The organism is Aeromonas bestiarum, from assembly GCF_028751155.1.
Classification (GTDB): Bacteria; Pseudomonadota; Gammaproteobacteria; order Enterobacterales; family Aeromonadaceae; genus Aeromonas; species Aeromonas bestiarum.
Map to the genome: position 1 here is coordinate 4,173,874 of NZ_CP064746.1, position 26,207 is coordinate 4,200,080.

The window sequence follows — 26,207 nt, forward strand, 5'->3', positions numbered from 1 at the left end:
CATGTACTGGCCTGATACCCAAACCGGCGTTGATGTCGAGCCTGCGCGTAAACCCGTTGCATCTGCAGTGCGCAAATTCTTCACTGAAGGTGGCCTCGGCCAAGCGCCAACCGTCCCGGGCGGCGATTGGTTCAACCAGATCACCAACGAGCTCCTGAACGTGCTGGCCGCCGCCGGCATCGACCCGAGCAAGGCCGATGATGACCAACTGTTGCAGGCGATCCAGAGCATTTCTAATGCCGAAGGTTCCTATGACGCATTGCGCCGTTCATATCTTGAAGCTGGTTATCTCTTACGGCCAAGGCCTGAGAGTTTTGAATCCGGTGGAACCTTAACTGGTCCCAATGATGTACTCATCCATATGGCTAGTGGTAAAGCCTTCGCTGGTATTGGGCCGTTCCCACAGGATGTAGATCCTGATACGGATCCGTCAACAGCGGACTTTGTCGATAAGTCTGGTGTCATACTGCGTGACGCAACGCAGCACATGCGCAACGAACTGGTGAATGGTGTCGTCTATCCATCGAACCTAAATGACACCATTGTCGATGGGGATGTAGTCTCCTCTGGTACTACATACTTACGCATCTCAGTAGGTGGGAAGTCCGTCATTGTGCAGGCATGGGATAGCGTTACCTATCCATTCACCTTTAATTCCGCAGTAGCGAACCAGTTCGCAGGGTATGACGTCACCACCAATGCAGGGGTGTTTGAGTTTGTCAGCACTGACGTAAAGCGGCGACGCGACGCGGGCTATATCGATGGCTGGGGTTGTGTCCCTGGCGTATTGAATGATCTGGCGTTCCAGAAAGCTATCGATAGCACCAATCATGCCAGGATGACAGTAGATGAATGGGTCTTCCGCAAGATTAAGCTGCGCAGTAACTTTGCGCTTGAGGGGGACGATAATATTGGCTGCATCCTCAAACAGGTTCAACCGACTGACGCCACCACTGGAGGTTTCTACAAAGCCCCTGGTGACCTCAGTAACGTGCAGTTTATTGGGTTCGCCTATGACGGCCAGCGCAAGGCCAACCCGACATCGCCGTACAACCATATGTGTTACATCGAGGTAAACGGCAATGAAGTGGTAGAGAATATCCTCGCGTATCGCCTCGATATGAAAAATGCGCAAGAGGACTTCATCAATGTCACTGCATACAGCAACACAGCAAAAGTCACAAACGTGAAGGCTAAGTTGTGTGGCTTTTCTACCGATACAGAAAAACTGTCCCTGGCCGGGAACCCGCTGATTTCATCAGGTAACGGGCTTAGGCTGTGGAACAGAACCGACCCCAACACCTCCTACGGTGTCGACGTATTCTTTGATTGCGGAACCTTTGGCTGCGAGGGGAAACTGATCAGAACCGTCTCCGATTTCAAACGGGGATGCAAAAATTTTTCCATCATGAACAACATCACGGTTAACTGCCTCGATTGCCATCATTCTGTTGATGGTTCGTTTGATGGTGTCATTCAGGGAAATATCGGCCGCAATGAACCTGGTTTCTCTCTCGGCGCTCGCCCTAATATGATTGAGGTTCAGGGGGAGGACATATCAATTCAGGTAAATGAGTTTGATGGTGGTAACGCTACATCATCAATGATTAATGTCACTGACTACGGTATGCCTGAAGAAGGCAATGGAACCACGGTTACTAACGTAGGCCACCGTTCTGTCGGGGTGTCTGTCATTGGCAACAAAGGCAAGAACGTCACTCAGAACATGTTCAACGGCATCAATAATCTTGATTGTCAGTGGCTAAACAACTGTGCGAAAAACGCTACATCTCACGGCCTCGCCCAGTCAAGTGGCACGGCACGAAATGATTCTGTTACTGGGCTTCCGCTAACCGCGAGGGGTAACAAATACGCAGGGAATACTGAGAGGAATGTTGGACTCCCACTCTCCGTCCGTAACACTTTCGGCACGATACTCGGCAGCAATACCGACGAGTTCGGGAATGAGTCGCTCTACCTTGGCGGTGGTGACACGCTGCTCGTTGCCGCATCCGAGTATGCCCCATTCAAGCAAACATCTCGTGCAGACAATTTCAACCCTAACCCTCAGTTGAAGCTGGATGCGGCTGGAACTGGAATAGCTGACTGGTCTTGCCCCAGGACAGTTGTGCTGGCAGCAACTAAACCGGCTGGCGCGACCAACGCTGTCACTATCAACGACGACTCGACTTCCGCCAATCTTGAGCATGTCGTCAACGCTTTTTATCCGGCACTGCAAAATGAAATTGTATTCATTTCCCTGTTCATAAAGAGAAATACAGCAACAGCCTGTGGCGTTCTCGTGCAGGAATATGATGCTTCCGGTACTCTCATTGCAAGCCATTTCAAGACGCTTTCTAGTACACCTGTGAACTGGACCAAGTACATCACTAGGCATAAGGTTGTGTCGGCAAATTGTGCTTCATTGCGCATTGGTATTCTTCCTGCCGCCGCGTTTAATAACCCCCCTTCTGTCGGCATGACTGATGTGGCTCTTGTTCACATTGGTAGAGCCCCTGCATGACGCCTACTCTCTGAGCGATGCATTACCTTTACGCCACCCCGCTAGTGAATTGATCAGTCATGGCAATGATCAATTCACTAGCCTCCAGTGCTCATTACACCCGCGCCGCTACAGTGTCTGTGACCCGTTTCAGCGACGCCGAGCAGGTGGTGCAGTGGGCCAACGACTCGGACTACGGCCTCGCCAGCTCGGTCTGGACCCGGGATCTGGGCCTCGCCAGCAAGGTGGCCAGCCACCTGCAATATGGCTGCACCTGGATCAACACCCACTTCATGCTCACCTCGGAGATGCCTCACGGCGGCATGAAGATGTCCGGCTACGGCAAGGATCTCTCCCTCTACGCGCTGGAGGATTACACAGTGCCGCGCCACATCATGGTCAAGCTCTGAAAACGACAAGGCTGGCCCTGGGCCAGCCTTGTCACTTGAGCCGTTTCCCCCGCACTGCGCCCCTGAATTGTCCCTATTCCAAGCCCCTGAAACTCAAAGGCAGATGGCTCTCCCTAGGACAGCCGCCACAGCCAATGGTGATCCAGGATCAGCAGACCAAACAGCAGCATCAGGTGGTAGATGGAGAAACGGAAAGTCCGCATCGCCTGACCGGGCCGCTCCGAGTACTTCAGCAACCAGCCGTGCCAGCAGAACAAGAGGTTCAACATCAGGCTGCCAATCAGGTAGAGCAGGCCCGACATGCCGATCAGATAGGGCAGCAGGCAGATCAGGGTCAGCATCAGCAAATAGAGCAGGATCGCCGTCTTGGTAAATGCAATGCCATGGGTGACCGGCAGCATGGGGATCTTGGCGCTGGCATACTCATCTCGTCTATGGATTGCCAGCGCCCAGAAGTGAGGCGGCGTCCAGGCGAAGATGATCATCACCAGCAGCCAGGGCTCGGCCGAGAGCTGCCCCGTGATGCTGGTCCAGCCAAGCAGCGGCGGCATGGCTCCCGCCAGCCCGCCGATGACTATGTTCTGTGGTGTGGCCCGCTTCAACAACAGGGTGTAGACGACCGCATAGCCAAACAGGCTGGCCAGGGTCAGCCAGGCGGTCAGAGGATTCACGCCCCAATAGAGCAAGGCAAAGCCCGGCAGGGCCAGCCAGAGTGCAAACGCCATCGCCGGTTTGGTGCCGATCCGCCCAGTGGCGACCGGTCGCCAGCGCGTTCTGCGCATCTGTGCATCAATGCCACGGTCCAGGATATGGTTCATGGCCGCCGCCGCCGCTGCTAACAGCCCTATCCCCACCAACCCGGAGACCATGTTGTCCAGCGAGGCCACCGTCGGCTCAGCCAGCAACATGCCGACCCAGGCCGTCAGCAGGAGCAGTGCCACCACCTTGGGTTTGGTCAGCTGGTAATAGTCCCGCAGCAACCGGATGTCTATGATGCGGGCCAATGACTTGCTGTTCATGTCTGACTCCTGATCACCCCGGGCGACAGCAAGGGGGAAAGATGGGGGCGAGAGAGCCGCCCACGGGCCAGCACACAGAGCACCAGCAGGTGTGCCGCCACCAGGTTGTGCGCGAGAGCATTGGCCAGTGGCAGGGCCAGATGGACGTTCGCCAGCCCCAGGGCAATCTGCATGAGCAACAAGGCCAGCAACAATACCCCCAAGGGGCGTAAGAGGTGCCCCTGGCGGATCAGCCCGAGCGCGAAGGCTCCGACCAGCAAGACAGTGCCCAGAGCTCCGAGGCGGTGAGCTATGTGGATCGTCTGACGCGCCTCCTTGCCCAGCACGCCAAACTCATAGCTGCCATGCCCCAGGGGCAGATGAAAAGCCTCTCCCCACGCCAGCTGGTTTTGCCAGCCATCCTGGCAGACTGGCAACTCGACGCAGGCCATGGCGGCATAGTTGGCCGAAGTCCAGCCACCCAAGGCAATCTGCACCAGCAGCACGGCGCACGCCAGATTGCCCAGCCAGGGCAAACCCTGACCACAGATGACAGGGCTTGCCCTGGCGGGGTCGGTCGTCACGTCGACCCGATACAACCACAGCAGGGTCAGGATGGCGAATCCACCCAGCAGATGAGCCATCACGACCAGAGGATGCAGGGCCAGCGTCACAGTCCACATGCCCAGCATGGCCTGACCCAGCACCAGGATGAGCAGCGCGCTGGCGATGCGGCGCAGGCGTTGTTTGCAACGCCAGCTCAGCATGAACAGGAGCGCAATGACGCAGCCCAATGCACCGGCGAAATAGCGATGCACCATCTCACTGCGCGCCTTGCGGGGCTCCAGCGGGCTCTCCGGGTAAAGCTGGGCGGCTCGCTCGATATGCGCAGATTGAGGGACGGCCAGCGAGCCGTAACAACCCGGCCAATCGGGACACGCGAGTCCGGCATCGGTCAGCCGGGTATAGGCGCCGAGCAGTATGACCAGCGTCGCCAGGGCGATGGCGATCGACGCCAGCATCTTCTGACTCTTCATTCAGGGCCTCGCTGATATTTGAGCAACTGTTGCACATCCGACAGCACTGCCTTGCCAAACAGCGGCCACTGGGCCGTGTTGGCAGGCACCTCGTAACGCAGTATGGCCAACCCCTGTGAGTCCACCAGCATGATGTCCCCCGTTTTGATCTCTGCGCCTGCCTCGGGCGCTGGCTCATCAACCAGTTGCACCAGCGCCAGCTTGTCCAGGTTGCGGCCCAATGCGCTCCGGATCCGCTGCATCAGCATCGGCACCTGCCGACATACAGCCTCACACTGCCTGGCTTCCAGATAAACCAGCCGCCATTTGGTCTGGCTCGGCGGGAGTGGTTGCAGCAGGTAGACGTCTTTGCTCATCCATTGTCCCTTGTTGCGAGTGCCGGGTTCATACCAGCCCTGTCGCAACGTCAGTGCGGCCAGCACCACAGGCAACAGGATCACCAACGCGAATGCAACAGGCACCTTCCACTTATCCATCGGACCTCCTGCTCAACACCCAACCGCCGCACAGCGTTACCAGCGCCAGTCCCAACCACTGCACCGCATAGGCCCTGTGCTTCTCTGGCGGCATCACATGCTGTTGATAGTGGTAGATAAAAGGAGACGTCTGCTGGTAAAAAACGGCATCGACGAGGGACAAGCCACTGATCCGGTTCAGGCTATCCACCCTGATGGTTTGCAGCCGGTTCGGATAGGGACCCGCTTCTATGTTCTGTCCCAGCAAGACGCCGCCGGGCTTGATCCGCAGCAGGCCGTTAAGCTCGAACCTTGCCGGAATGACAGGGAGTGGCAACTGCTGGCGCTGCGCAGGGGCAGGAAGCCAGCCCAGATTCACCAGCAATGGAGGGGAGTGGCTGTCGGCACGCACCGGGATGAGCACATCATATCCGGCCTCATGCGAGACCAGCTGATTGTCCAGCAGCCAGATATAGGGGGCCACCCACTCCACCTTTCCCCGCAATGGTGCACCGTCCAGACGCTCAGCCTGCCGCCAGTCGATCTCGGTCAGCGTCAATGGTACCGCCTGCTGCAGGGTGGCCACATGGGCCAGCCACTCCTCCTTTTCGGCCGCACGCTGCCATTGCCAGAGCGCCAGCTTGCACAAACCGGCAGACACACCCAGAGTGAATATCAGCAGAATCCAGCGCCTGTGATGGAATGGTCGCTGCTTATGCCACGTCGCCATGTCGCGCATCTTTTGGAGGGCCCTAACATGTTGATCAAGATAGTGCTGGTGCTCATGTTGCTGCTCATCATAGGGCAGCTGTTCCATGCTCTCTGGCTGATGTTGAGCACAGGTCAGGCCGCTCGGAAGATGTCGGTTCCACTGGGTCGCCGCGTCCTGTTCTCTCTGCTGGTGGTCGCCATCTTGCTGCTCTCGCTGGCAATGGGCTGGATTGAGCCCAATCCACGCCCCTACTAGACGAATATCAGAGCAGATACACAAAGACAAAGAGGCATAGCCAGACAACGTCAACGAAATGCCAGTACCAGGCGGCGGCCTGAAAGGCGAAGTGCCGCTCGGCGGTAAAATGATCCTTCAGCACGATGCGCAGCCAGATGATCAGGAGGAATACAGTCCCCAAGGTGACATGCAAGCCATGGAAGCCGGTCAATATAAAGAAGGTATTGCCATATATTCCGGAGTCCAGCCGCAAACCCAGCTCTCGGTATGCATGCATGTATTCGTAGCCTTGCAGCCACAAGAAGGTCAGGCCAAGCAACACTGTACTCAGCAGCATCCATTTGAGCCGTTCTCTTTTACCCTGCTCCAACCCTGTATGAGCAAACAGCAGCGTCACGGAGGAGCTCAGCAACACCAGGGTGTTGACGAGCGGGATCCCATGCCAGGGCATGGCCTGGGTTTGGGTGCCTCCCGGGGTCTTGAGCATGGGCCAGTGCGCGGAAAAGTCCGGCCACAACAGCTGCGCCGTCATTGCCTTGTTTCCTGCACCATCCAGCCATGGCATGGCGAGTTGTCTGGCATAAAACAGCACACCAAAAAATGCCAGGAAGAACATCACTTCGGAAAAAATGAACCAGACCATCCCTTGCCTGAAGGAGCGATCCATCTGGGGACTGTACAACCCCGTCATGGACTCATGGATAATATGGCGGAACCAGCCAAACAACATGAACACCAGCAATATGACGCCCGCCATCATCAGATAGCGGCCAATGCCTGATTGTTTGTGTGCTATTTCATTCACCAGATGGCCCGCACCGAAGGCCAGGAGAAACAGTGCCAGGGCGCCGATAATGGGCCAATGACTCTGCTCAGGGACGTAATAATGCGAGTTCACCTTGGCCATGATTATTTCCTCTGCGCCAACGCATCGGCTGGCTTGGACTGCGTAATGTCATAGAGCGAATAAGAGAGCGTGATGGTGTTGATGTCGGAGGGCAGGGCGGGATCGACATAGAACTTGAGTGGCATCAGCTTGCTTTCCCCTGCCCGCAATTCCTGACGATGGAAGCAGAAACATTCCACCTTCTTTAAATAGGCGGCGGCGGGTCCGGGGGAGACTGATGGGACAGCCTGGCCAATCATGGTGCGATCCGTCGGATTGAATACCCGGTAATTGACCAGTTTCATTTCGCCAGGCCGTATCGATAGCCGCTCTGTCTCCTGAGTAAACTGCCATGGCATCTGGGTGTCCGCATGAGCAAGAAACTCCATCTGTATGGTACGTTTGCTGTCGATCACGGCGCGATCCGCGCTGGCCGGCTGCTCGGCGGTCTTGCCGTTGAGGCCTGTGATCCGGCAAAGAACGTCATACAGCGGCACCAACGCAAATGCAAAACCAAACATGACGGCGATGACCAGGACCAGCTTTTTCAGCAAAGGCCCATGATTGATTTGTGTCATATGCGCCTCCTACTTGATATCTGGTGGTGACTGGAAACTGTGATAAGGGGGCGGAGAGGGCAAGGTCCATTCCAGCCCTTCCGCACCTTCCCACACCTGTGCCGTAGCCTTATTGCCACCACGGATGCATTTGATGACACCCCAGACGAACAGCAACTGTGACAACCCGAAAGCAAAACCACCAACGCTGATCAGCGCATTAAAGTCTGCAAATTGCAGTGCATAGTCGGGTATTCGACGAGGCATGCCCGCCAGGCCGACGAAATGCATCGGAAAGAACAGCACATTGACCGAAATAAGTGAGCACCAGAAATGCCATTGTCCCAGTCGCTCGTCATACATATGGCCGGTCCATTTTGGCAGCCAGTAATAGGCCGCAGCGAGAATGGAAAATACAGCCCCGGTAACCAATACGTAATGAAAATGGGCCACGACAAAATAGGTATCGTGATATTGGAAATCGGCCGGGATCATGGCCAGCATCAACCCCGAGAAACCGCCTATGGTAAACAGGGTAATAAAGGCGATGGCAAACATCATGGGGGTCTCGAACGTCAAGGAACCTCGCCACATGGTCGCCACCCAGTTAAATACCTTCACACCGGTCGGCACCGCGATCAACATGGTGGCGTACATGAAGAAGAGCTCGGCGACCACGGGCAGCCCCGTCGTAAACATGTGATGAGCCCAGACCAGAAAAGACAATATCGCTATGCTGCTGGTGGCATAAACCATGGAGCGATAGCCAAAGAGTTTCTTGCGAGAGAAGGTGGGAATGATGCTGGATACTATGCCAAAGGCGGGCAGTATCATGATGTACACCTCAGGATGACCAAAAAACCAGAATATATGCTGGAACATCACAGGATCCCCCCCTCCTGCGGCATCAAAGAAGCTGGTACCAAAATACTTGTCCGTCAATACCATGGTGACGGCCGCTGCCAATACCGGCATCACAGCAATCAACAGAAAGGCCGTGATCAACCAGGTCCATACAAATAACGGCATCTTCATCCAGGTCATGCCTGGTGCCCGTAAATTGAAGATGGTGACGATGACATTGATGGCCCCCATGATGGATGAGATGCCCATGATATGGATTGCAAAGACAAACAACGCCGTACTGTTGCCGCTGTATTTGGTCGACAAGGGGGCATAGAAGGTCCAACCCGAGCTCGGCCCACCACCATCCATGAACAGGCTCGACAACAGGATCAGAAAGGCAAATGGCAGGATCCAGAAACTCCAGTTGTTCATCCTGGGCAGGGCCATGTCAGGGGCCCCAATCATCATGGGGATCAACCAGTTGGCCAGGCCGGTGAACGCCGGCATCACGGCGCCAAAGACCATGACCAGACCATGCACTGTGGTCATCTGGTTGAAGAACAGGGGCTCGACCAGCTGTAACCCGGGCTGAAACAGTTCGGCCCGGATCACCATGGCCATGGTGCCACCGGTAAAGAACATGGTCAGGGCGAAGAGCAGATAGAGGGTGCCAATATCTTTATGGTTAGTGGTATATAACCAGCGCCTCAGTCCTGCTGCCGGTCCATGGGAGTGGCCTGCGTGCAGGGTCTCGATGATGCCATCGCTCATGCCGACTCCTTATTTGTCATTTTTCAGAATGGACTGCACATCCGCAGCCTGAATGACATCGCCCGTGTTGTTGCCCCAGGCATTGCGCTCATAAGTCACCACGGCGGCAAGCTCCTGAACCGTGAGCTGCTTGCCGAATGCCTGCATGGCGGTCCCGCTCTTGCCATGCAGGACCAGGTTCAGGTGCTGGGCACGATTTTCCGCCAAGGTAGTGATCTTGCTGCCCTTCAACGCGGGGAAGATCCCGGGTAATCCGGTTCCTCCTGGCTGATGGCAGGCCGAGCAATGACCCAAAAAGATTTTCTCTCCCAACGCCATGGCCTGCGGCAGGGTCATGATCGTACTGGCCTGCTCCCGCTGCTGAGCCTTGGCAGCAGCCTGGGCTTCCGCCGTTCTGGCAATCCAGCCCTCAAACTCCTCGGCGGTTTTGGCGACCACCACTATGGGCATGAAACCATGATCCTTGCCGCATAGCTCAGCACACTGCCCCCGATAGGTGCCGGGCCTGTCTATCCTGGTCCAGGACTCATTGATGTAGCCGGGATTGGCATCTTTCTTTACCGCGAAGGCGGGCACCCACCAGGAGTGAATGACATCATCCGATGTCATCAAGAAGCGAATTTTCTTGCCCACAGGCAGCACCAGCGGCTGATCGACCTCCCGTAAATAGGTGTCACTCTTGGGCTGATCGCCGGAGATCTGCTTCTTGCTGGTCGCCAGCAAGGAGTAAAACGCCACCGGATGCTCCAGGTATTTGTAGTGCCATTTCCATTGCGATCCCGTTATGAGCACGGTCAGATCGGCTTTGGAAGTATCTTCCATCTTCAATAGCGTCGACGTGGCCGGCGTTGCCATCGCCACCAGGATCAACACAGGAATGGCAGTCCACAACAATTCAATCCGGGTGCTCTCATGAAACTGGGCGGCCTGGGCGCCACGTGATTTTCGATGATGGATAATGGACCAGAGCATGGCGCCAAAGACGAGCAGACCGATCAGGCAGCAGATATAGAAGATGGTCATATGTAGGTCATAGACCTGCTGGCTGATGGCCGTCGCCCCCCGCGTCATGTTGAATGTTATCTCGCTGGCAAAAACGCTCTTGCCAGCAAGGCACACTATCCACACGCCATGCCTGATCGCATTTTTTCCCACTTTGCACTCCCTGTGCACGCTGGAAAGGACCGCAAACCTCGCCAAGTAAAGCATCTAACCATATGAAAATAATGAATTTATTAAAATCACTCTCACAAACAAGTATTAGTCCATATTTTGAAAAAGCCACCATGATGTCGATGATCCTGGACTCATCAGAGCAGTTTGTATCAATTCATGGCTCACAGGATGGCAATAAACATCAACAGCAGGGATTGGAGGTGGGAACCTTGACGTAGGGGGGCTGGGACAGCTTTATTTAAAACTGTCAGTGGCGGCTGCATATGAATGGCTCACCCGGTGATGCCAACCTGATACAGAGGAGAAAAACGGGATACGACGATCCACAAACTCAAGTAGAGAAGGAATAACGCTATGATATTAAATCACTTATGGGGATTGTATGCCCATCCTCACACCGAATGGCATACCATAGACGAAGGTCACGACAGCTTCAGAAACAGTCTGACCCATATTCTTGTCGTGGCCCTTATCCCCTCGGTCTGTGCCTACTACTCCGCCGTTCACATCGGCTGGAGTATCGGTGTGAGTGATCCCATTACCCTGACCGCAGAGAGTGCATTCATGCTATCGGTAGCCATGTATATCGCGCTCATCGCTGGCGTGTTTGCACTGGCCTATCTGGCACACTGGATGGGACACACCTTTGGCTCAGATCCCAGCTATACGACGGCGCTCGAACTGGCGGCCTATACCTCTACCCCCCTGTTTATGGTTGGCTTCTCGGCCTTTTTCCCGCACCTCTGGTTTGTCATGATCATTGGCCTGATAGGGCTGAGCTATTCCATCTACCTGCTCTACGTCGGCGTGCCAATACTGATGCACATCCCCAAGGAACAAGGGTTCATCTATGCCAGCTCTGTGGTAACGGTCGGATTGGTGCTGCTGGTCTGCGTGCTGGCAACCACGGCCATTCTGTGGGGTTCAGGTTTTGGCCCCGTCTTTACGCAATAGCACCCTGGCCACAGCAGCATCCGCTCTATGGTCAGCCATCACCAGAAATGACAAGGGCGCCTTTATGGCGCCTTTGTTATTGGGCTGAATTGCATCACTCGCCTCGGCATTGACTGCGACAGAGCTACGATCAACCTCAAACAACCCAGACATTGTCTCACTCCAATGACCTTGCTGATCAGCCACCGGGTGGATAACGACAATTAGCGCTGTTTGCCGCTGCCGATACCAAACGGGATGCGGTAGTCGCTGCTCTGCTCACCCAGGCTCACGGTCAGGTTGCCCTGAGCGCGGCTTGGAATGCGAACTTGCTGGGTACCCGCCAGATTGGCGTGGACTGAGGCCACGACATCGCCAGACTCGTCACGCACTTCCAGCATGGGGTTGGCCTTGCCTTCCACGGCGGCGGTCGCATGCCAGTTTACAAACAGCACGCCCGGGGCTGCGTTGAGGTCAGCGGGGACGGAAGCCTGAGCAAAACCGGCTGTCATCAGGCCTGCAACGGCCAGCATCTTGATTACGTTTTTCATGTTCATTCACTCTCTTGGTTTTTATGTCATTGCCAAGGCCGTTTCGGCCTGAATCAATGCATCCGTGCAAGAGGTTATTCAAATAGTATGTTGTTCTTTCACTGACATCCGACACTCTGTTTGATGGTGTCACAGCCTGGAACGACCTGTTATTTGGCCGCTTGGCGTTCCTGCCTAAGCGTTGAGTGAATATTAAACACCTCTACCGACCTTTGTTAGCGAGATAAACTGGCCTAGATGTTCAAAAAATCTGAAGTGGATGTACATCCCGAGTTCAGCGAACAACGGCCAAAGAAAAGGGCAGGAGAGCCTGCCCTTGGTGTTGGAAAGTACGCGCTGGCGGAAGCACTAGCAGCCCGCCAGCTCCTCTGCCGTCATGGGCCGCAGCACCTTGCAGGGATTGCCGACGGCAACCACGTTGGCCGGAATATCTCTGGTGACCACAGAGCCCGCACCTATGACGCTGCTGTCCCCTATGGTGACGCCGGGGCAGATGACGGTGCTGCCACCGATCCAGACGTTGTTGCCGATGCGCACCGGCTTGCCGAACTCGACCCCGGCCACCCGCGGCACTACCGCCACCGGGTGGGCGGCGGTGTAGATCTGCACCCCGGGCGCCAGCAGCACGTTGTCACCGATATGCACCTCGCAAACATCGAGGATGGTGCAGTTGACGTTGGCGTAGAAGTTCTCCCCCACGAAAATATTGGCACCATAGTCGCAGAAGAAGGGCGGGTTGATGGCACAGGAAGCGCCGCGGCTGCCGAGCAGTTCCCGCAGCAGGGCGTCCCGCGCCGGTTTCTCCTGCCAACTGGTGTTGAAGCTGTGATAGAGGAAACGACAGCGCTCGCGCGCCGCCTTGAGCTCGGGATCGCCCGCATCATAGGGCTGACCCGCCACCATCTTCTGCCACTCGGGGCCAGGTACGGCTTGCCGAGCCTCTGTTGCCGCCATGGGCGTTGCCTGTGTCATCGTCTATTCCACCAGCCAGATAAGGGATTCATAAGGGCGCAGCATACAGGACTGCGGCCGGGCCGGGCTATCGGGGTAGTTGCCAAGCAGCAGGTGCCCCTTGCCGGTAGCCAGCTCGTCCGGCAGTGCAAAGGTGGCTGGCTCGCCGTAGAAGTTGCTCACCACCAGCAGGGTCTGGCCGTTGGCACTGCGGGTATAGGCCCAGATCCGCTGATGACCCGCCAGCAGCTCCTGATAATCCCCCTGGGTGAAGATTGGGTACGCCTTGCGCAGAGCGATCAGGTCACGGTAATGCCAGAACACCGAGCTCGGGTCGGCCAGTGCCGCCTCCGCGTTGATCTCGGGGTAATTGGCAGCAGGTTTGAGCCAGGGTGAACCTTGGGTGAAACCGGCATTGGAGGCGGCGCTCCACTGCATGGGGGTACGGGAGTTGTCGCGGGACTTGGCGCCGAGAATGGCGAGGATCTCGGCCTCCGCCATGCCTTCGGCCTGCTTGATGGCGAAGATGTTGCGGCTCTCCACATCCTGATAGTCGTCGATGCACTGATAGCCGGGGTTGGTCATGCCGATCTCCTCCCCCTGATAGATGTAGGGAGTGCCCTGCAACCCGTGCAGCGTGCTGGCCAGCATCTTGGCGGCGACCACGCGATGTTCGCCCTCGTCGCCGAAGCGGGAGACGATACGCGGCTGATCGTGGTTGCACCAGAACAGCGCCGACCAGCCCTTGCCGTGCATGCCGCTCTGCCAGTGGTTGAAGATGCGCTTGAGCTCGAGGAAATCGAACGGCGCCTTGGTCCACTTGTCACCCTTGGGGTAATCCACCTTCAGATGGTGGAAGTTGAACACCATGGAGAGCTCGGAGCCATCCAGGGCGCCGTAGCGCTGGCAATGTTCCAGACTGGTTGATGACATCTCCCCCACCGTCATGGCCCCCACGGGGGCAAAGACATCGCGACTAACGTCTTGCAGGAATTCGTGGATGCGCGGCCCGTCTGTGTAGAAGCGGCGGCCATCGCCCATCTCGTCGTTCGGGAAGGTCTGATCCTTGGAGATGAGGTTGATGACGTCGAGGCGGAAACCGTCTACCCCCTTCTGCGCCCAGAAGTGAATGATGTTTTTCACCTCGGCGCGCACCGCCGGGTTTTCCCAGTTCAGATCCGCCTGCTCGCGGGCAAACAGGTGCAGGTAATACTGACCGGTGGCCTGATCCAGCTCCCAGGCGCTGCCGCCAAACTTGGACTGCCAGTTGTTGGGCACACCGCCATCGACCGGATCGCGCCAGATGTAGTAGTCGCGGTAGGGGCTGTTTTTATCCCCCAGCGCCGACTTGAACCAGGCGTGCTCGGTGGAGGTGTGGTTCACTACGATATCCATCACGATGCGGATGTCGCGCGCGTGGGCGGCAGCCAGCAACGCTTCGAAATCGGCCATGGTGCCGTAGGCGGGATCGATGGCCAGGTAGTCGGCGATGTCGTAGCCGTTGTCCACCTGCGGGGAGACGTAAACCGGAGTCAGCCAGAGGGCATCGACCCCCAGGGTCTTGAGATAGTCGAGGCGGGCCATGATCCCCTTGAGATCGCCGGTGCCACGGGCAGCGGAATCCTGAAAGCTCTTGGGATAGATCTGGTAAATCACGGCGCTCTGCCACCAGGGTGTTTGGCTCATGGGTCTTTCTCTTGTCTCGAATATGAAATGGAGAGGGCGACCCGCTGGTCGCCCTGATGCGTTGAGTCAGGCGCTGGCCTGGGCCAGCTTGCCAGCCGCTTGCTGGCGCTTGTAGAGCAGCAGGGTCAGCACCACTGGCACCACTATGGCCACCAGCATGGCGACTGAGTAGACGGCCCAATACTGGGGCTGGATGGAGAGGATGCCCGGCAGGCCGCCCACCCCTATGCCGTTGGCCATCACACCGGCGAAGCCGCAGATGAGCGCCGCCAGGCTGGAACCCACCATGGCGCACAGCATGGGGAACTTGTATTTGAGGTTGATGCCGTACATGGCCGGCTCGGTCACGCCCAGGTAGGCGGAGATGGCGGCAGGCACGGAAATCTCCCGCTCGTTCTCCTTGCGGCTGATAAGTATGATGCCCACCACTGCCGACGCTTGCGCTATGTTGGAGAGGGCGATCAGCGGCCAGATCGGGGTGCCACCCATGCTCTGCATCAGCTGCAGATCCACAGCGTTGGTGGTGTGGTGGATACCCGTGATGACCAGGGGCGCATAGAAGAAGCCGAACAGGGCAGCGCCTATGGGAGCGAAGGAACCGGTCATGGCCGCCTTGGCGGCGAAGCCGACGCCTTCACCAATCCAGCGACCGAACGGGCCGATAAAGGCGTGGGCCACTATCACCGCCAACAGCAGCGAGACGAAGGGCACAATCACCAGATAGAGGTACGCCGGAATGATGCGCTTGAGGTTGGTCTCCACCCAAGCGAGGAATACCCCCGCCAGCAGGGCCGGAATGACCTGCGCCTGATAGCCCACCTTCTGGATGACGAACAGACCGAAGTCCCACACCTCTGGGGTCTGCTGACCAATGCCATAGGCGTTCATCAGTTGCGGCGACACCAGCGTGATACCCAGTACTATCCCGAGGATCTCGGAGCCGCCCATCTTCTTCACCGCAGACCAGCAGACGCCGACCGGCAGGAAGTGGAAGATGGCCTCGCCCAGCAGCCAGAGGAAGGCGTGGACCTGAGCCCAGAACTGGCTGATCTCGGTGAGGGTATGAGTGCCATCGTCGAACATCTTGATGTCGCCGATGACGTTGCGAAAGCCCAGGATCAGGCCGCCGGTGATGATGGCGGGCAACAGGGGCACGAAGATCTCCGCCAGGTGGGAGATGCCGCGCTCCAGCGGATTCATGTTCTGACGGGCAGCCAGTTTGGCGGCATCCTTGCTGCCACCGCTGACACCTATCTCTTCGGTCAGCGCCTTGTACCACTGCTCCACCTCGTTGCCGATCACCACCTGGAACTGGCCGCCCTGAGTGAAGCTCCCCTTCACCGCAGGTATGGTTTCGATGGCCTTGCTGTCGGCTTTGGCCGGATCGTTCAGGACGAAGCGCAATCGGGTCAGGCAGTGACTGACGGTGGCGATGTTCTCCTTGCCGCCGATCTTGTCGATCAGGGTGGCAAGCTGCTGTGCGTTGATCTTGGACATGAGTCTTCCCTCTGTGACTCCATTGATATTGGTCTGCATCGCCCTTTTGAACCAGTCTGCTGGTCTGAGCGTTTTTGGTATCGTTCCCATTTAGCATGCAGCCAATTTGAACGGATCGAAATGGGAACGTTCCCATTTCGTGGTCAACATCACAAAAAGCGCGTTTTTTGTGCAGGACTAAGTGATGGGGCTCACAGTGTGTGGCAAGGGGCTATGGTCGCCAGCGGGCGGTGATCCTGCTCGATCTGGCCGAGCAGCTGGCGGGCCGCCTGCTCCCCCGCGCCCTTGTAGCCAAGATCCAGACTGAGGGCGTTGGGAAAGAGGAAACTGAGCATGGGGTTGTTGCCAAGGCCTGTTACCAGCACCTCGCTACGCCCTTGTTCCTGAAGGTATTTTGCAGCACCTATGGCGAGGGTGTCACTGGCGCAGACCAACGCCTGGGTGGCGGGGGTGAGCAGCTCGGCCGCCAGCCGGTAGCCGCTCTGCAGGCTGAGATCGCCGAGGGCACTGCGCGCCGTCAATCCCTGTTCGGCGCAGTAGCCGAGATAGGCATCAAGCCGGCGCTGACCCGTGGTGAGATCCGAGGTATCCACCCCCAGATAGGCAATGTCGCGAATGCCGCGGGTCGCCAGCTCGGCCAGCATGGTGCGCACAGCCCCGGCATCGTCGAAACAGACAGAGGAGAACCCGGGATGGTCCCGGGCCACCAGCACAAGCTTCTCTTTCAGCGGCACCATGGCGTCGTAGTCCAGATCGTTGAAGGCAAACAGTATGATGCCATCCACCCCGCGCCGATCCAGCACAGCCAGATGCTCCTGCACCTTGGCGGGGGAGAACTTGCTCTCCATCAGCACGGCGTCATAGCCACGCCGGTAGAGGGTCTCCAGCATGCCCCGCACCGCCTGATTCTCGGAACTGGAGTCGAGCCGGGAGACTATGATCCCCACCACCTGCTGGCTCTGGCTGCGCATGGCCCGCGCCGACTTGCTCGGCACGAAGCCGTGTTCGGCGATGACCTGCTCCACCCGCTCACGGGTCGCCTGTTTCACCTTGGGATCCTGATTGAGCACCCGGGAGACGGTCGACTTGCCGACGCCCGAGAGGCGGGCGATATCGAGGATGGTCAGTTTCTTGTCCATGAATTGGCTCACAGGAGGCTCGGCGGTGGAATTGCCCACATTGTTGTGATTAAGCCCTGTGAATACAAGCCCATGGCGTTAGAATGCCTTTTTTGCCCCGGCGAACGTCGTGCCGCTCGCCATCGCACAGGACGCGCATCATGGGTCTGTTGGTCAGTCTGCTTCTATCCCTCTCCGTCACGGGCCCCGTCTATCGCACAGGACATCCATCATGAGTCTGCTGGCCAGTCTGATCTTCTTCCTCTCCATCACCGGCCCCGTCTATCGCACAGGACATCCATTATGAGTCTCTTGGCCAGTCTGCACTTCTCCCTCTCCATCACGGGCCCCATCTGCGTGGTGCTGCTGCTCGGCATCTAGCTCAAGCAGCTGGGTCTGTTGCCCGACAGCTTCGTCGAGTCCGCCTCCCGTCTGGTGTTTCAGGTCACACTGCCGGCCCTCTTGTTCCTCAGCATGGTGCGCACCGATTTTTCCACCATGCCGAGCCCCTGGCTCATCCTCTACGGCTTGCTCGGCACCCTAGCCGGCTTTCTGATCCTTGAGGCACTGGCTGCCCGCTTCATCCCGGAGCGGCATCAGCGCGGCATCTTCGTACAGGGCAGCTTTCGCGGCAACATGGGGATCATGGGGCTGGCCTACGTGCAAAACGCCTATGGCGCCGAGGGGATAGGCGCCGCCGCCCTGCTGGTGGGCTCGGTGACCGTGCTCTACAACATACTCGCCGTGATCACCCTGACCCGCAGTCTGGGAGGCGGCAAGGGGATCAAGCCGATCCTCAAGGGGATCGCCAAAAACCCGCTGATCATCGCCATTCTTTCCGCCCTGCCGTTCGGCCTGCTCGGTATCGAGCTGCCCCAGTTGGTGATCACAACGGGCAACTACTTCGCCAACATGACGCTGCCGCTGGCCCTACTCTGCACCGGCGCCAGCCTCAACCTCAAAGCCCTGCGCGGCGGCGCCATGCTGACCGGCTGGGCCACCGCCAACCGGCTGTTCTTTATCCCTGTGCTGCTGGTAACGGGGGCCTGGGCGCTCGGCTTCAGCCCGCAGGCCCTCGGCATACTGTTTCTCATCAGCTCCACCCCCACAGCCGCCGCCAGCTATGTGATGACCCGCGCCATGGGCGGCGACAGCGTGCTGGCAGCCAACATCATAGCCACCACCACGCTGGGTTCTCTGGTCAGCACCAGCCTGGGCGCCGCCCTGATGAACTACCTGGGGTTGATGGGCTAGTGGGGAGCGTGCTGGCCATCCACACTCTCATCGCCACCACCACCCAGGGCTCATTGATCAGTACCAGCCTGGGTGCCGCTCTGATGAACTACCTCGGGTTGATGGGATAGCCAGCAGAAAACGTGCTGCCTCTCATCCCCTCATCACCCCCTTGACCTTGCCGCGGGCGGCAGCTTTAGGCTGACAACACATCAACAGAGGAGATATCCCATGACCATCGAACTCACTGTGTCCGGCATGTCCTGTGGTGGCTGCGCCGCCAGCCTGCAAAAAGCCCTGCTGGCCCAGAGTGCAGTAACCCAGGCCCAGGTGGATTTTGCTAGCAGCAAGGCCGTCATCGAGAGCGAACTGAGCAAGGCGGAGCTGATCGCCCTGATTGAAGCCAAGGGCTTCTCGGCAAGTTAAATTATCTCTATAGAGGTATAAAACAGGTTAAGGTTCTGTATCCAGCTGTTTTTTGGTGAGAGTCATCACAGACCCCCTCAACAGAAAGCGCAAACTTGCTGCAATTTTTATCACTCAGAAGGATTTGCAGCATGACTCTCCCTATCCGCAAGACACTGCTCGCCGCCGTCGTTGGCCTGACCCTCTCCCCCCTGGCCATGGCCCTGCCGCAGGTTCATATCCTGGCGACCGGTGGCACCATAGCCGGTGCGGGACAGTCCGCCACCCAATCCAACTATGAAGCGGGCAAGGTGGCCATCGAGACCCTGATCGCCGCCGTGCCCGAGATGAAGAACGTGGCCGACGTGCAGGGGGAGCAGGTGGTCAAGATCGGCTCCCAGGACATGAACGACGAGGTGTGGCTCAAGCTGGCCAAGCGGGTCAACGAGCTGCTGGCCAAGGATGACGTGGACGGCATCGTCATCACCCACGGCACCGACACCATGGAAGAGACCGCCTACTTCCTCAACCTGACCGTCAAGAGCGACAAGCCCGTGGTGCTGGTCGGCGCCATGCGCCCCTCCACCGCCATGAGTGCCGATGGCCCGCTGAATCTCTACAACGCCGTGGTCACCGCCTCCGACCCCAGCTCCAAGGGCCGTGGCGTCATGGTTGCCATGAACGATACCGTGCTGGATGCCCGCGACGTCACCAAGACCAACACCACAGGGGTGCAGACCTTTGCCGCCCCCAACTTCGGCCCGCTGGGTTACATCCACAACGGCAAGATCGACTACCAGCGCAGCCCGGCCCGCCTGCACACCAGCAAGACGCCGTTCGACGTGAGCAAGCTCGACAAGCTGCCGCAAGTGGGCATCGTCTACAACTATGCCAACGCCACCGATCTGCCGGCCAAGGCCATGGTGGATGCCAAGTTTGACGGCATCGTCAGCGCCGGGGTGGGCAACGGCAACCTCTACCACACACTGTTCGACACCCTGGCCAAGGCGAGCAAGGATGGCATCCGCGTGGTGCGCTCCGCCCGCGTGCCGACCGGCGCCACCACCCTGGATGCCGAGATCGACGACGCCAAGTACGGCTTCGTGGCCGCCGGCACCCTGAACCCGCAGAAAGCGCGCATCCTGCTGATGCTCTCCCTGACCCAGAGCAAGGATCCGGCCCAGATCCAGCGCTGGTTCCAGCAGTTCTGATCCCGGGGTTCAACCCGCTAACGTAAATCCATGAAAAAAGGGCAGGATCGGATCCTGCCCTTGCTCATGGCGTCATCTTCACATAGCGCGCGCCGTCAGCTCACCATCAGCCAACCGCAGAAACCCAGGTACACCAGCCCCACGCAGGCCAGCCTTCCCGCCGTCATCCGCCCACGGCTGAAGCCCCACCACAGCAGTACCACAGCCAGCAGGGTCACCAGCGAGGAGACCATCATGGTGCTGTCGAGCAACCAGGGGGTGAACAGCAGGCAGAACGCCTTGGGTATGGTGCCCTGGATCATCATGGCACCGGAGATGTTGGCCAGCGCCAGCCGGTTCTTGCCCTGACGCACCCAGATCAGCACGTTCATCAGCTCCGGCATCTCGGTCGCCACCGGGCTCAGCAGCAGGGCCGCCAGCACGGGAGAGAGGCCGAACAGCTCACCCATGCTCTCCAGTTGATGAACGAACAGCTGGGCCGCCAGCGCGACCACCACCAGCGCCACCAGGGTCTGCAGTAGCACCTTGCCGAGCGCCGGGATCTCGGCCTTGGGATCCAGCTTGAGGGGCTCTGGCAACTCGACCTCGTGGCTGTCGGTCTGTTTCAGCTCGCGCCGCACATAGACCAGATAAACCAGCACGAACAGCGGGGCCAGCCAGGTTTTGCCGGTGAAGGCCACCATGCCGAGGGCCACCGCCACCAGGAAGATACCGACAAACCAGGCCTGATCCCGGCCTATCTCGCGCTGCACCTCGCCATCTATGACCCTGTGCTCACGGCTCATGCACAGCAGCAGGGTCACGCCGACGGCGGCATAGCCTATGGTGGAGAGCACCAGGGGGCCACCGAGGGCGGCGCCTATCCCAATCTGTTGCTGGGCGGGGGCATCCCCCATCAGCAGCGCGGTCAGGGTAACTATGCATTCGGGCAGGGCAGTGCCGAGGGCCGCCAGCAGGGAGCCGGTGGCACTCTGGGAGAACTTGAAGTGATGGCCGGTCCATTCGATACCATTGACGAAATATTCGCAGGCCAGGTAGATGGTGACGGCAGAGAGCAGAAACAACAGCAGGGTGATCAACATAATAGGCAACCGCCAGGCGAGCAGAACAACCGATGGACCCGATACGGCTCGCCCGGCTGGCTTGCGTATCGAGGCCAAAGGTCTTGCAGAGCGATAGATGCTATCGCCGCTCATGCCATGGATCGACAGATCCAAGAATGTTGACATGAGCCCTGCCCGGATCACGGGCGGGTTGCTACTCCCCAATGACAGTGCGGGCTTTTTACCAAGTTGACCGCCGCCTCACAAGGCAAATTAATGATCATCCACTCAATAAGTTGTAAGAGAATGTAACGCCCCCTCGGTCAGCGCCCCCGGTTTCTCCGTCCGGATCCCCACTCTTGCCCCCGGCATCCACGCCTTGGCACAACGATTGCTATGAGTTGTCTACTGTCCACAATAGTTTGGGAAGGATGAACGATGAAACGGTGGATCCAACATTTCTATCAACTGAACCGCCTCAACTGGCTCATGGTCTGGTTGCTGCTTTGCTGCAGCATCATATTGCTGTTTCCGGCCGGCCTGATGAAGGGAGCCGTCAGCCAGTGGGCCACGACCCACGCCGCCTGGCTCGGGGTTGGCATGCTGATCGCCATCTCCTACTTCTGCAGCCAGGGCTTCCTGATAGCTTGGGAGTGGGCCTGTGACGAATGGCAATCCCGCCGCCAGCAGGATCAGCTGGCCCAGATGATCGCCTTCCTCGATTTCAACGAGAAGGCGGTGCTGCGCGAGTTCGTGCTGCAACGCAAAAGCGTCATAAACTTGCCGATCACCGAGCCTGCCGTCAAAAACCTGATGGACGCCGGCGTACTCACCTACGCCTACGGCAAACCGGTGCGGGAGAAAGAGGACGAGAACCAGATCCGGGCGCTGATGATAGCGCTGCCCGCGCGGCCGCTGCTCACCTACAAGGTGCTGGGCCTCTCCCGTGGCAAGATGAGCGACGAGCAGGTGGAGCAGATCATGAGCGCCAGACCCAAGTTCGCCCAGAAGGGCTTCCAGCGCTAACTTGCTGCCATCCTTCAAATAAAAGAGCCGGACTGTGTCCGGCCCTTTGCTATCTGGCTGTTTTTATTCAGTTCTGCCCTTGAGACAACCGGTACAGACCGGCGGATCTGCCGTTAGTCGGTTCTGGCTTTCAAATAACCGGCGCAGATTGGCGGATCTGCCCTTATTCGGTTCTGGCCTTCAAATAGCCGGCGCAGACTGGCGGATCTGCCCTTATTCGGTTCTGGCCTTCAAATAGCCGGCATAATCCGGGATCTGCACGCTGAACGCCTGCTGCATGTGAGGGCTGTCCATGATGAAGTCCGCGGTGGCCTCGTTGGTGGCAACCGGTATGTTCCACACGGCCGCCAGGCGCAGCAGCGCCTTCACGTCCGGATCGTGGGGCACCGCATTGAGGGGATCCCAGAAGAAGATCAGCACGTCTATCTTGCCTTCGGCAATCAGGGCACCGAGCTGCTGGTCGCCCCCCATGGGGCCGGAGAAGAGGCAGGTGATGGGCAGTTGCGCCTTCTTGCCGAGCATGGTGCCTGTGGTGCCGGTCGCGTAGAGATGGTGGAGCTTGAGCTCCTCCTTGCGGCGCATCACCCAGTTCAGCAGAGGGGTCTTCATGTTGTCGTGAGCCACCAGCGCCACCCGCTTGTGGGGCGCCATCTCACGTGCAATCAGTTCCATGGAATTCATCCGTAGCATTGTGATGGGAAGAGAGCCGTATCCTAATCGAAAGCGGCGCCCGCTGCCTTGCCGGGCGCCGTAACTGTGATCACTTCGACTGTTCAATCCACTGCTGGTTCTTCTGCTCCAGCACGGAGATGGGCAACATGCCGTATTCCAGCACATGGTGATGGAACGCCTTGAGGTCAAAGCGGCCGCCAAGGGCCTGCTCGGCGGATTCGCGCATCCGGATCAGCGCCAGCTGGCCAGCCTTGTAGGAGGTCGCCTGACCGGTATAGGCCATGTAGCGCGGCACCTCCGAGCTGATGTCCCCCGCCCCCAGTGCCGAGTTCTCCTTCATGTAGCCGACGGCCCTGTCGTGGCTCCAGCCGTACCAGTGAATGCCGGTATCCACCACCAGCCGCATGGCCCTGAGCATCTCCTCGTTGAGGCGGCCGAAGTACTGCAGCTGGTTGTTGAAGGCGGACGAGCCCTCGACCTTCACATCCCCCACGGCGGGATCATAGAGGCCGCGCCCCTGATAGAGCCCCATGTCGTGATCCGCCAGGTATTCGGTGTAGAGCGCCCAGCCCTCCGCATAGGCGGTATAGGAGGCATTCGCCACGTACTGCGGGAAGTCGGGATCCTTGGCCGCCAGCTCCTGGGCTATGGTGATCTGGAAGTGGTGGCCCGGCGCCGCCTCATGGGCCAGCAGGGTGCTGATGTTCCAGCTCTGCAGGCCATAGGGATAGTAGGTGTTGAGGACGAACTGCCCTTTACGGCCGGTCTGCGGGTTGCCGTCCTGATACCAGGCGACCCCGCCATAAGGCGCCTCGTCATAGGAGACGGGCACCACCTCGTAATCCAGCTTGGGAATGGTGCGCTCGGCATCGAAGAAGTCCGGCAACACCAGCGCCGCCTTGCTCTTGAAGCCGTTGTACTCCCGCAACGCCCGCTCATGCTCGGCCAGCGCCTGCTGCTGCGGCTCGCTCAGGGCCGCGCCGGCCGCATTGCCCGGGTTGAGATTGGCGGACCAGACAGCCAGCGGATTCTGGTAGAAGAAGGCCGGCTCGTTCAGATAGCGGAAGAAGTCATAGATCTGGCCGCTCTGCTTGCTCTGGGCCACCTCATCGCTGTCGCACTTGCCGACGGTATGGCACACCTTGACCATGGCACCGAAGATCCGCTCCACCTCGCTCAGCCCCAGCTCATGCACCTGCTCCGGCGTCATATTGGTGGTGGTGTGCTTCTTAAGCAGCCAGCGATACCAGTCGCGACCATTGGTCATGCCGCAGAAGCCGTCGTCACACTCGCCACTGCCAAGGCGCACCGCATAGGCGCCGCCATGCTGGTAATCCAGATAGTCCCGCAGTGCCAGATAGCGGCCGTTGATGCTGTCCAGCACCCCTTTGTACTCGGTGCGCAGCGCCTCGTCGGCCTCTCCCGGCAACTGCTGCCAGCCGAGGTAGGCACCGGCGATCGCCTCGCCATCCAGCTTGCTGTTGAGCTGGGCCAGCAGCCGGTCCACCAGCTCGTCCGGCAAGGTGTTGCCCTGGGCGCTGCCCAGCTCGAACTGGTGCTTCACCTCGGCCAGGTAGCCGTCATAGGCCTTGAGCCAGACAAGGTGCTCCTGATACCAGGCCAGCGGGGCCGTCGTTGCCCTGGCCTGAGTGGCCAGCGCCGGGGCCTTGGCCGGGCGGTCGAGATCCCGCCGCCAGACGGCATCTCCAGGCGCGACCCGCTCGGCCGAGCTCTGCTCGAAGTAATCGAAGCCGCTGCTGACGGTGCGGGCGGCCTTGCCGCTAGCGGGAGCCATCCCCACGTCATCGGCCAGCTCCACCACCTGGTTGCGGAAGTGGTGGATCGGGATCTGGGACTGGGGCAGCTCGTAGCCCGCCAGATTGATCTGCAGATCCCAGCGGATCATGTCGTAGAACAACCGGTCCCGCTCGCTCAGCACGCTCGGGTCCAGGGCATCCAGCCGGCTGAGCAGCGCACTGTCGAGCGCCTTGCGTTTGGCAATGCTGGACGCATCGATGGCAAAACCGTAGGGATCCAGCGCCTGACTCTCGCGCAGGGCCTCGTCCATGGTTTGCATCAGGGAGGCCTTGGTCGCGGCGGGATCCGCCGGCGCGTTGGAGCTGTTGTCGTTGCAGGCAGCGAGGGAGAGTGCGATGGCGCAGGCAAGCGCCAGCTTGTTGGGCAAGAAGTGCATGGTGTAGTCCTTTAACCTGTTGTTATTGTGTGCCCCCGATCAGGGGCTCCAATAGTGCATCTCTCCCGCGTACTTTTTTGCGACCTGACTAACAAAAATAAGCTTACTTTTCATGATGATAAGAATCATGAAAAGCTATGCAGCCGGACATAAAAAAACCCGCCTGAGCGGGTTTTTGAATCGGCTTTTCATGCCATAACTATTCAGGATGAGCCGTGATGCAGCTGGGACTGCTGGTAGTTCTCCAGCCCGATGCGATCGATGAGATCGAGCTGGGTTTCCAGCCAGTCCACGTGCTCCTCTTCATCTTCCAGAATGTCCTGGAACAGGTCGCGACTGATGTAGTCCTGCACCGACTCTGCGTAGGCGATGGCCACTTTCAGGTCCGGGATGGCATCCATCTCCAGCGACAGATCGCAACGCAGCATCTCCTCCACCGTTTCACCGATGCGCAGCTTGCCCAAGTCCTGCAAGTTGGGCAGCCCCTCCAGAAACAGCACCCGCTTGACCAGTTCGTCGGCGTGTTTCATCTCATCGATGGACTCGTGATACTCCTTGTGCCCGAGCGCCTTGAGGCCCCAGTCATCGTAGATGCGGGCGTGCAGGAAGTATTGGTTGATGGCAATCAGCTCATTGGCCAGCACCTTGTTGAGGTGGGCAATGATCTTGGGATCTCCTTTCATCGACAGTGCTCCTTGGTTCGTGCCTGAGGCCTCGATCGTTAGAGCTTAGTCCAGAAAAGTGACAACAAGAGGTCTGGCGAGCCAGCTCGCCTGAGAGGAAGGGTGACCCTGTTGGCGGGTCGAGTCAGAAAAAGATCGGTCCGGGTCAGGCCACCTCGTAGTAGAGCGGGGCCTGTTCCAGCTCGGCCTTGTCGAGTTCGGTGGCGATGATCTCCATGGTCATGCGCACACACTTGCCACACTGGGCCCCCACCTCCAGCGACTGCTTGAGCTGACGGAACTCGGTCTTGCCTGCCTGTACCGCCTTGCGGATCTGGGTATCTGTGATGCCGCGGCACAAACAGACGTACATAGTGTTTACCTCGTGCTGGAATGCCATGAAATCTAAATGAGAATGGTTCGTAGTGCAAATAACA

General features: G+C 58.5%; 24 protein-coding genes, 2 pseudogenes and 1 riboswitch. Of the genes and pseudogenes, 8 read left to right on the top strand and 18 right to left on the bottom strand.

The features are described from left to right. The first annotated feature begins 1 nt into the window (after window position 1). Window positions 2-2,524, top strand: a complete 2,523-nt coding sequence (locus IU367_RS19335) for a hypothetical protein (RefSeq protein ID WP_274452842.1) — start codon at window positions 2-4, stop codon at window positions 2,522-2,524. A gap of 113 nt (window positions 2,525-2,637) precedes the next feature. Continuing rightward, window positions 2,638-2,913: pseudogene (locus IU367_RS19340) on the top strand (aldehyde dehydrogenase family protein); the annotation flags it as partial. A gap of 113 nt (window positions 2,914-3,026) precedes the next feature. Here the strand turns inward: IU367_RS19340 and cyoE are convergent. From cyoE to IU367_RS19360, 4 genes are read right to left on the bottom strand one after another with little or no spacing between them, the layout of a single operon-like run. Then, window positions 3,027-3,932, bottom strand: a complete 906-nt coding sequence (gene cyoE, locus IU367_RS19345) for a heme o synthase (protein ID WP_274452843.1) — start codon at window positions 3,930-3,932, stop codon at window positions 3,027-3,029. Continuing rightward, window positions 3,929-4,948: a COX15/CtaA family protein gene (locus tag IU367_RS19350; protein ID WP_274452844.1), complete on the bottom strand. Its 1,020-nt coding sequence runs from the start codon at window positions 4,946-4,948 to the stop codon at window positions 3,929-3,931. Before IU367_RS19350 ends, cyoE begins: the two co-directional genes overlap by 4 nt. Beyond that, window positions 4,945-5,424: a hypothetical protein gene (locus tag IU367_RS19355; RefSeq protein ID WP_274452845.1), complete on the bottom strand. Its 480-nt coding sequence runs from the start codon at window positions 5,422-5,424 to the stop codon at window positions 4,945-4,947. Before IU367_RS19355 ends, IU367_RS19350 begins: the two co-directional genes overlap by 4 nt. Further along, window positions 5,417-6,133, bottom strand: coding sequence for an SURF1 family protein (locus IU367_RS19360; RefSeq protein ID WP_274452846.1), 717 nt, complete (start codon window positions 6,131-6,133; stop codon window positions 5,417-5,419). Before IU367_RS19360 ends, IU367_RS19355 begins: the two co-directional genes overlap by 8 nt. A gap of 27 nt (window positions 6,134-6,160) precedes the next feature. Between IU367_RS19360 and IU367_RS19365 the strand changes: the two genes are divergently transcribed. Continuing rightward, window positions 6,161-6,370 carry a DUF2909 family protein gene (locus IU367_RS19365; RefSeq protein ID WP_043554396.1) on the top strand — a complete coding sequence of 70 codons (210 nt, stop codon included), beginning with the start codon at window positions 6,161-6,163 and terminating at the stop codon, window positions 6,368-6,370. Window positions 6,371-6,377: 7 nt separating this feature from the next. On the opposite strand, the gene IU367_RS19370 is transcribed toward IU367_RS19365, so the two are convergent. The 4 genes from IU367_RS19370 to coxB are packed head-to-tail and all read right to left on the bottom strand — an operon-like array spanning window position 6,378 to window position 10,612. Then, window positions 6,378-7,259, bottom strand: a complete 882-nt coding sequence (locus tag IU367_RS19370) for a cytochrome c oxidase subunit 3 (protein ID WP_043554395.1) — start codon at window positions 7,257-7,259, stop codon at window positions 6,378-6,380. A gap of 2 nt (window positions 7,260-7,261) precedes the next feature. Continuing rightward, entirely contained in the window at window positions 7,262-7,816 is a 555-nt protein-coding gene (locus IU367_RS19375) for a cytochrome c oxidase assembly protein (protein WP_274452847.1), read from the bottom strand. Between the two features lie 9 nt (window positions 7,817-7,825). Continuing rightward, the gene (ctaD, locus tag IU367_RS19380; protein ID WP_098981988.1) at window positions 7,826-9,412 is read right to left on the bottom strand and encodes a cytochrome c oxidase subunit I; all 1,587 of its coding nucleotides are present in this window, start codon (window positions 9,410-9,412) and stop codon (window positions 7,826-7,828) included. Window positions 9,413-9,421: 9 nt separating this feature from the next. After that, window positions 9,422-10,612, bottom strand: coding sequence for a cytochrome c oxidase subunit II (coxB, locus tag IU367_RS19385; protein ID WP_337999323.1), 1,191 nt, complete (start codon window positions 10,610-10,612; stop codon window positions 9,422-9,424). A gap of 330 nt (window positions 10,613-10,942) precedes the next feature. Between coxB and IU367_RS19390 the strand changes: the two genes are divergently transcribed. Beyond that, window positions 10,943-11,542, top strand: coding sequence for a Yip1 family protein (locus IU367_RS19390; RefSeq protein WP_274452848.1), 600 nt, complete (start codon window positions 10,943-10,945; stop codon window positions 11,540-11,542). A 203-nt stretch (window positions 11,543-11,745) separates the two neighbouring features. Here IU367_RS19390 and IU367_RS19395 read toward each other — a convergent pair whose 3' ends face one another. The 5 genes from IU367_RS19395 to treR form a co-directional block, all read right to left on the bottom strand. Next, window positions 11,746-12,078: a hypothetical protein gene (locus IU367_RS19395; RefSeq protein ID WP_274452849.1), complete on the bottom strand. Its 333-nt coding sequence runs from the start codon at window positions 12,076-12,078 to the stop codon at window positions 11,746-11,748. 342 nt (window positions 12,079-12,420) lie between these two features. Beyond that, on the bottom strand, window positions 12,421-13,044 hold the full coding sequence (locus IU367_RS19400) for a sugar O-acetyltransferase (protein WP_274452850.1): 624 nt from the start codon (window positions 13,042-13,044) through the stop codon (window positions 12,421-12,423). Between the two features lie 3 nt (window positions 13,045-13,047). Further along, window positions 13,048-14,709, bottom strand: a complete 1,662-nt coding sequence (gene treC / locus IU367_RS19405; protein WP_274452851.1) for an alpha,alpha-phosphotrehalase — start codon at window positions 14,707-14,709, stop codon at window positions 13,048-13,050. Between the two features lie 66 nt (window positions 14,710-14,775). After that, window positions 14,776-16,206: a PTS trehalose transporter subunit IIBC gene (gene treB, locus IU367_RS19410; protein WP_274452852.1), complete on the bottom strand. Its 1,431-nt coding sequence runs from the start codon at window positions 16,204-16,206 to the stop codon at window positions 14,776-14,778. 191 nt (window positions 16,207-16,397) lie between these two features. Further along, window positions 16,398-17,345, bottom strand: a complete 948-nt coding sequence (treR, locus tag IU367_RS19415; RefSeq protein ID WP_274452853.1) for a trehalose operon repressor TreR — start codon at window positions 17,343-17,345, stop codon at window positions 16,398-16,400. A 282-nt stretch (window positions 17,346-17,627) separates the two neighbouring features. On the opposite strand from treR, the pseudogene IU367_RS19420 reads away from it, so the two are divergent. The 3 genes and pseudogenes from IU367_RS19420 (at window position 17,628) to ansB (ending at window position 20,173) form a co-directional block, all read left to right on the top strand. After that, a pseudogene (locus IU367_RS19420) lies at window positions 17,628-18,578 on the top strand (AEC family transporter). 210 nt (window positions 18,579-18,788) lie between these two features. After that, the gene (locus IU367_RS19425) at window positions 18,789-18,983 is read left to right on the top strand and encodes a heavy-metal-associated domain-containing protein (RefSeq protein WP_043137256.1); all 195 of its coding nucleotides are present in this window, start codon (window positions 18,789-18,791) and stop codon (window positions 18,981-18,983) included. A gap of 131 nt (window positions 18,984-19,114) precedes the next feature. Beyond that, window positions 19,115-20,173, top strand: coding sequence for an L-asparaginase 2 (ansB, locus tag IU367_RS19430; protein ID WP_043137257.1), 1,059 nt, complete (start codon window positions 19,115-19,117; stop codon window positions 20,171-20,173). 95 nt (window positions 20,174-20,268) lie between these two features. Here ansB and IU367_RS19435 read toward each other — a convergent pair whose 3' ends face one another. Continuing rightward, complete coding sequence (locus IU367_RS19435) at window positions 20,269-21,255, bottom strand: sodium:calcium antiporter (RefSeq protein WP_043554385.1); 987 nt, start codon at window positions 21,253-21,255, stop codon at window positions 20,269-20,271. An 88-nt stretch (window positions 21,256-21,343) separates the two neighbouring features. Next, window positions 21,344-21,451: riboswitch (yybP-ykoY riboswitch) on the bottom strand. Between the two features lie 203 nt (window positions 21,452-21,654). On the opposite strand from IU367_RS19435, the gene IU367_RS19440 reads away from it, so the two are divergent. Then, window positions 21,655-22,242 (top strand): superinfection exclusion B family protein, encoded by a 588-nt coding sequence (locus IU367_RS19440; protein ID WP_042868087.1) that lies wholly within the window; start codon window positions 21,655-21,657, stop codon window positions 22,240-22,242. Between the two features lie 213 nt (window positions 22,243-22,455). Here the strand turns inward: IU367_RS19440 and IU367_RS19445 are convergent, their stop codons facing one another. From IU367_RS19445 to IU367_RS19460, 4 genes are all read right to left on the bottom strand, one after another. After that, window positions 22,456-22,914, bottom strand: a complete 459-nt coding sequence (locus IU367_RS19445) for a methylglyoxal synthase (RefSeq protein ID WP_043554384.1) — start codon at window positions 22,912-22,914, stop codon at window positions 22,456-22,458. 88 nt (window positions 22,915-23,002) lie between these two features. Then, on the bottom strand, window positions 23,003-25,108 hold the full coding sequence (locus IU367_RS19450; protein WP_241279613.1) for a DUF885 domain-containing protein: 2,106 nt from the start codon (window positions 25,106-25,108) through the stop codon (window positions 23,003-23,005). A 203-nt stretch (window positions 25,109-25,311) separates the two neighbouring features. Further along, entirely contained in the window at window positions 25,312-25,791 is a 480-nt protein-coding gene (gene bfr, locus IU367_RS19455; protein ID WP_005314068.1) for a bacterioferritin, read from the bottom strand. 145 nt (window positions 25,792-25,936) lie between these two features. Continuing rightward, complete coding sequence (locus IU367_RS19460; protein ID WP_274452854.1) at window positions 25,937-26,143, bottom strand: bacterioferritin-associated ferredoxin; 207 nt, start codon at window positions 26,141-26,143, stop codon at window positions 25,937-25,939. Window positions 26,144-26,207 lie beyond the last annotated feature (64 nt).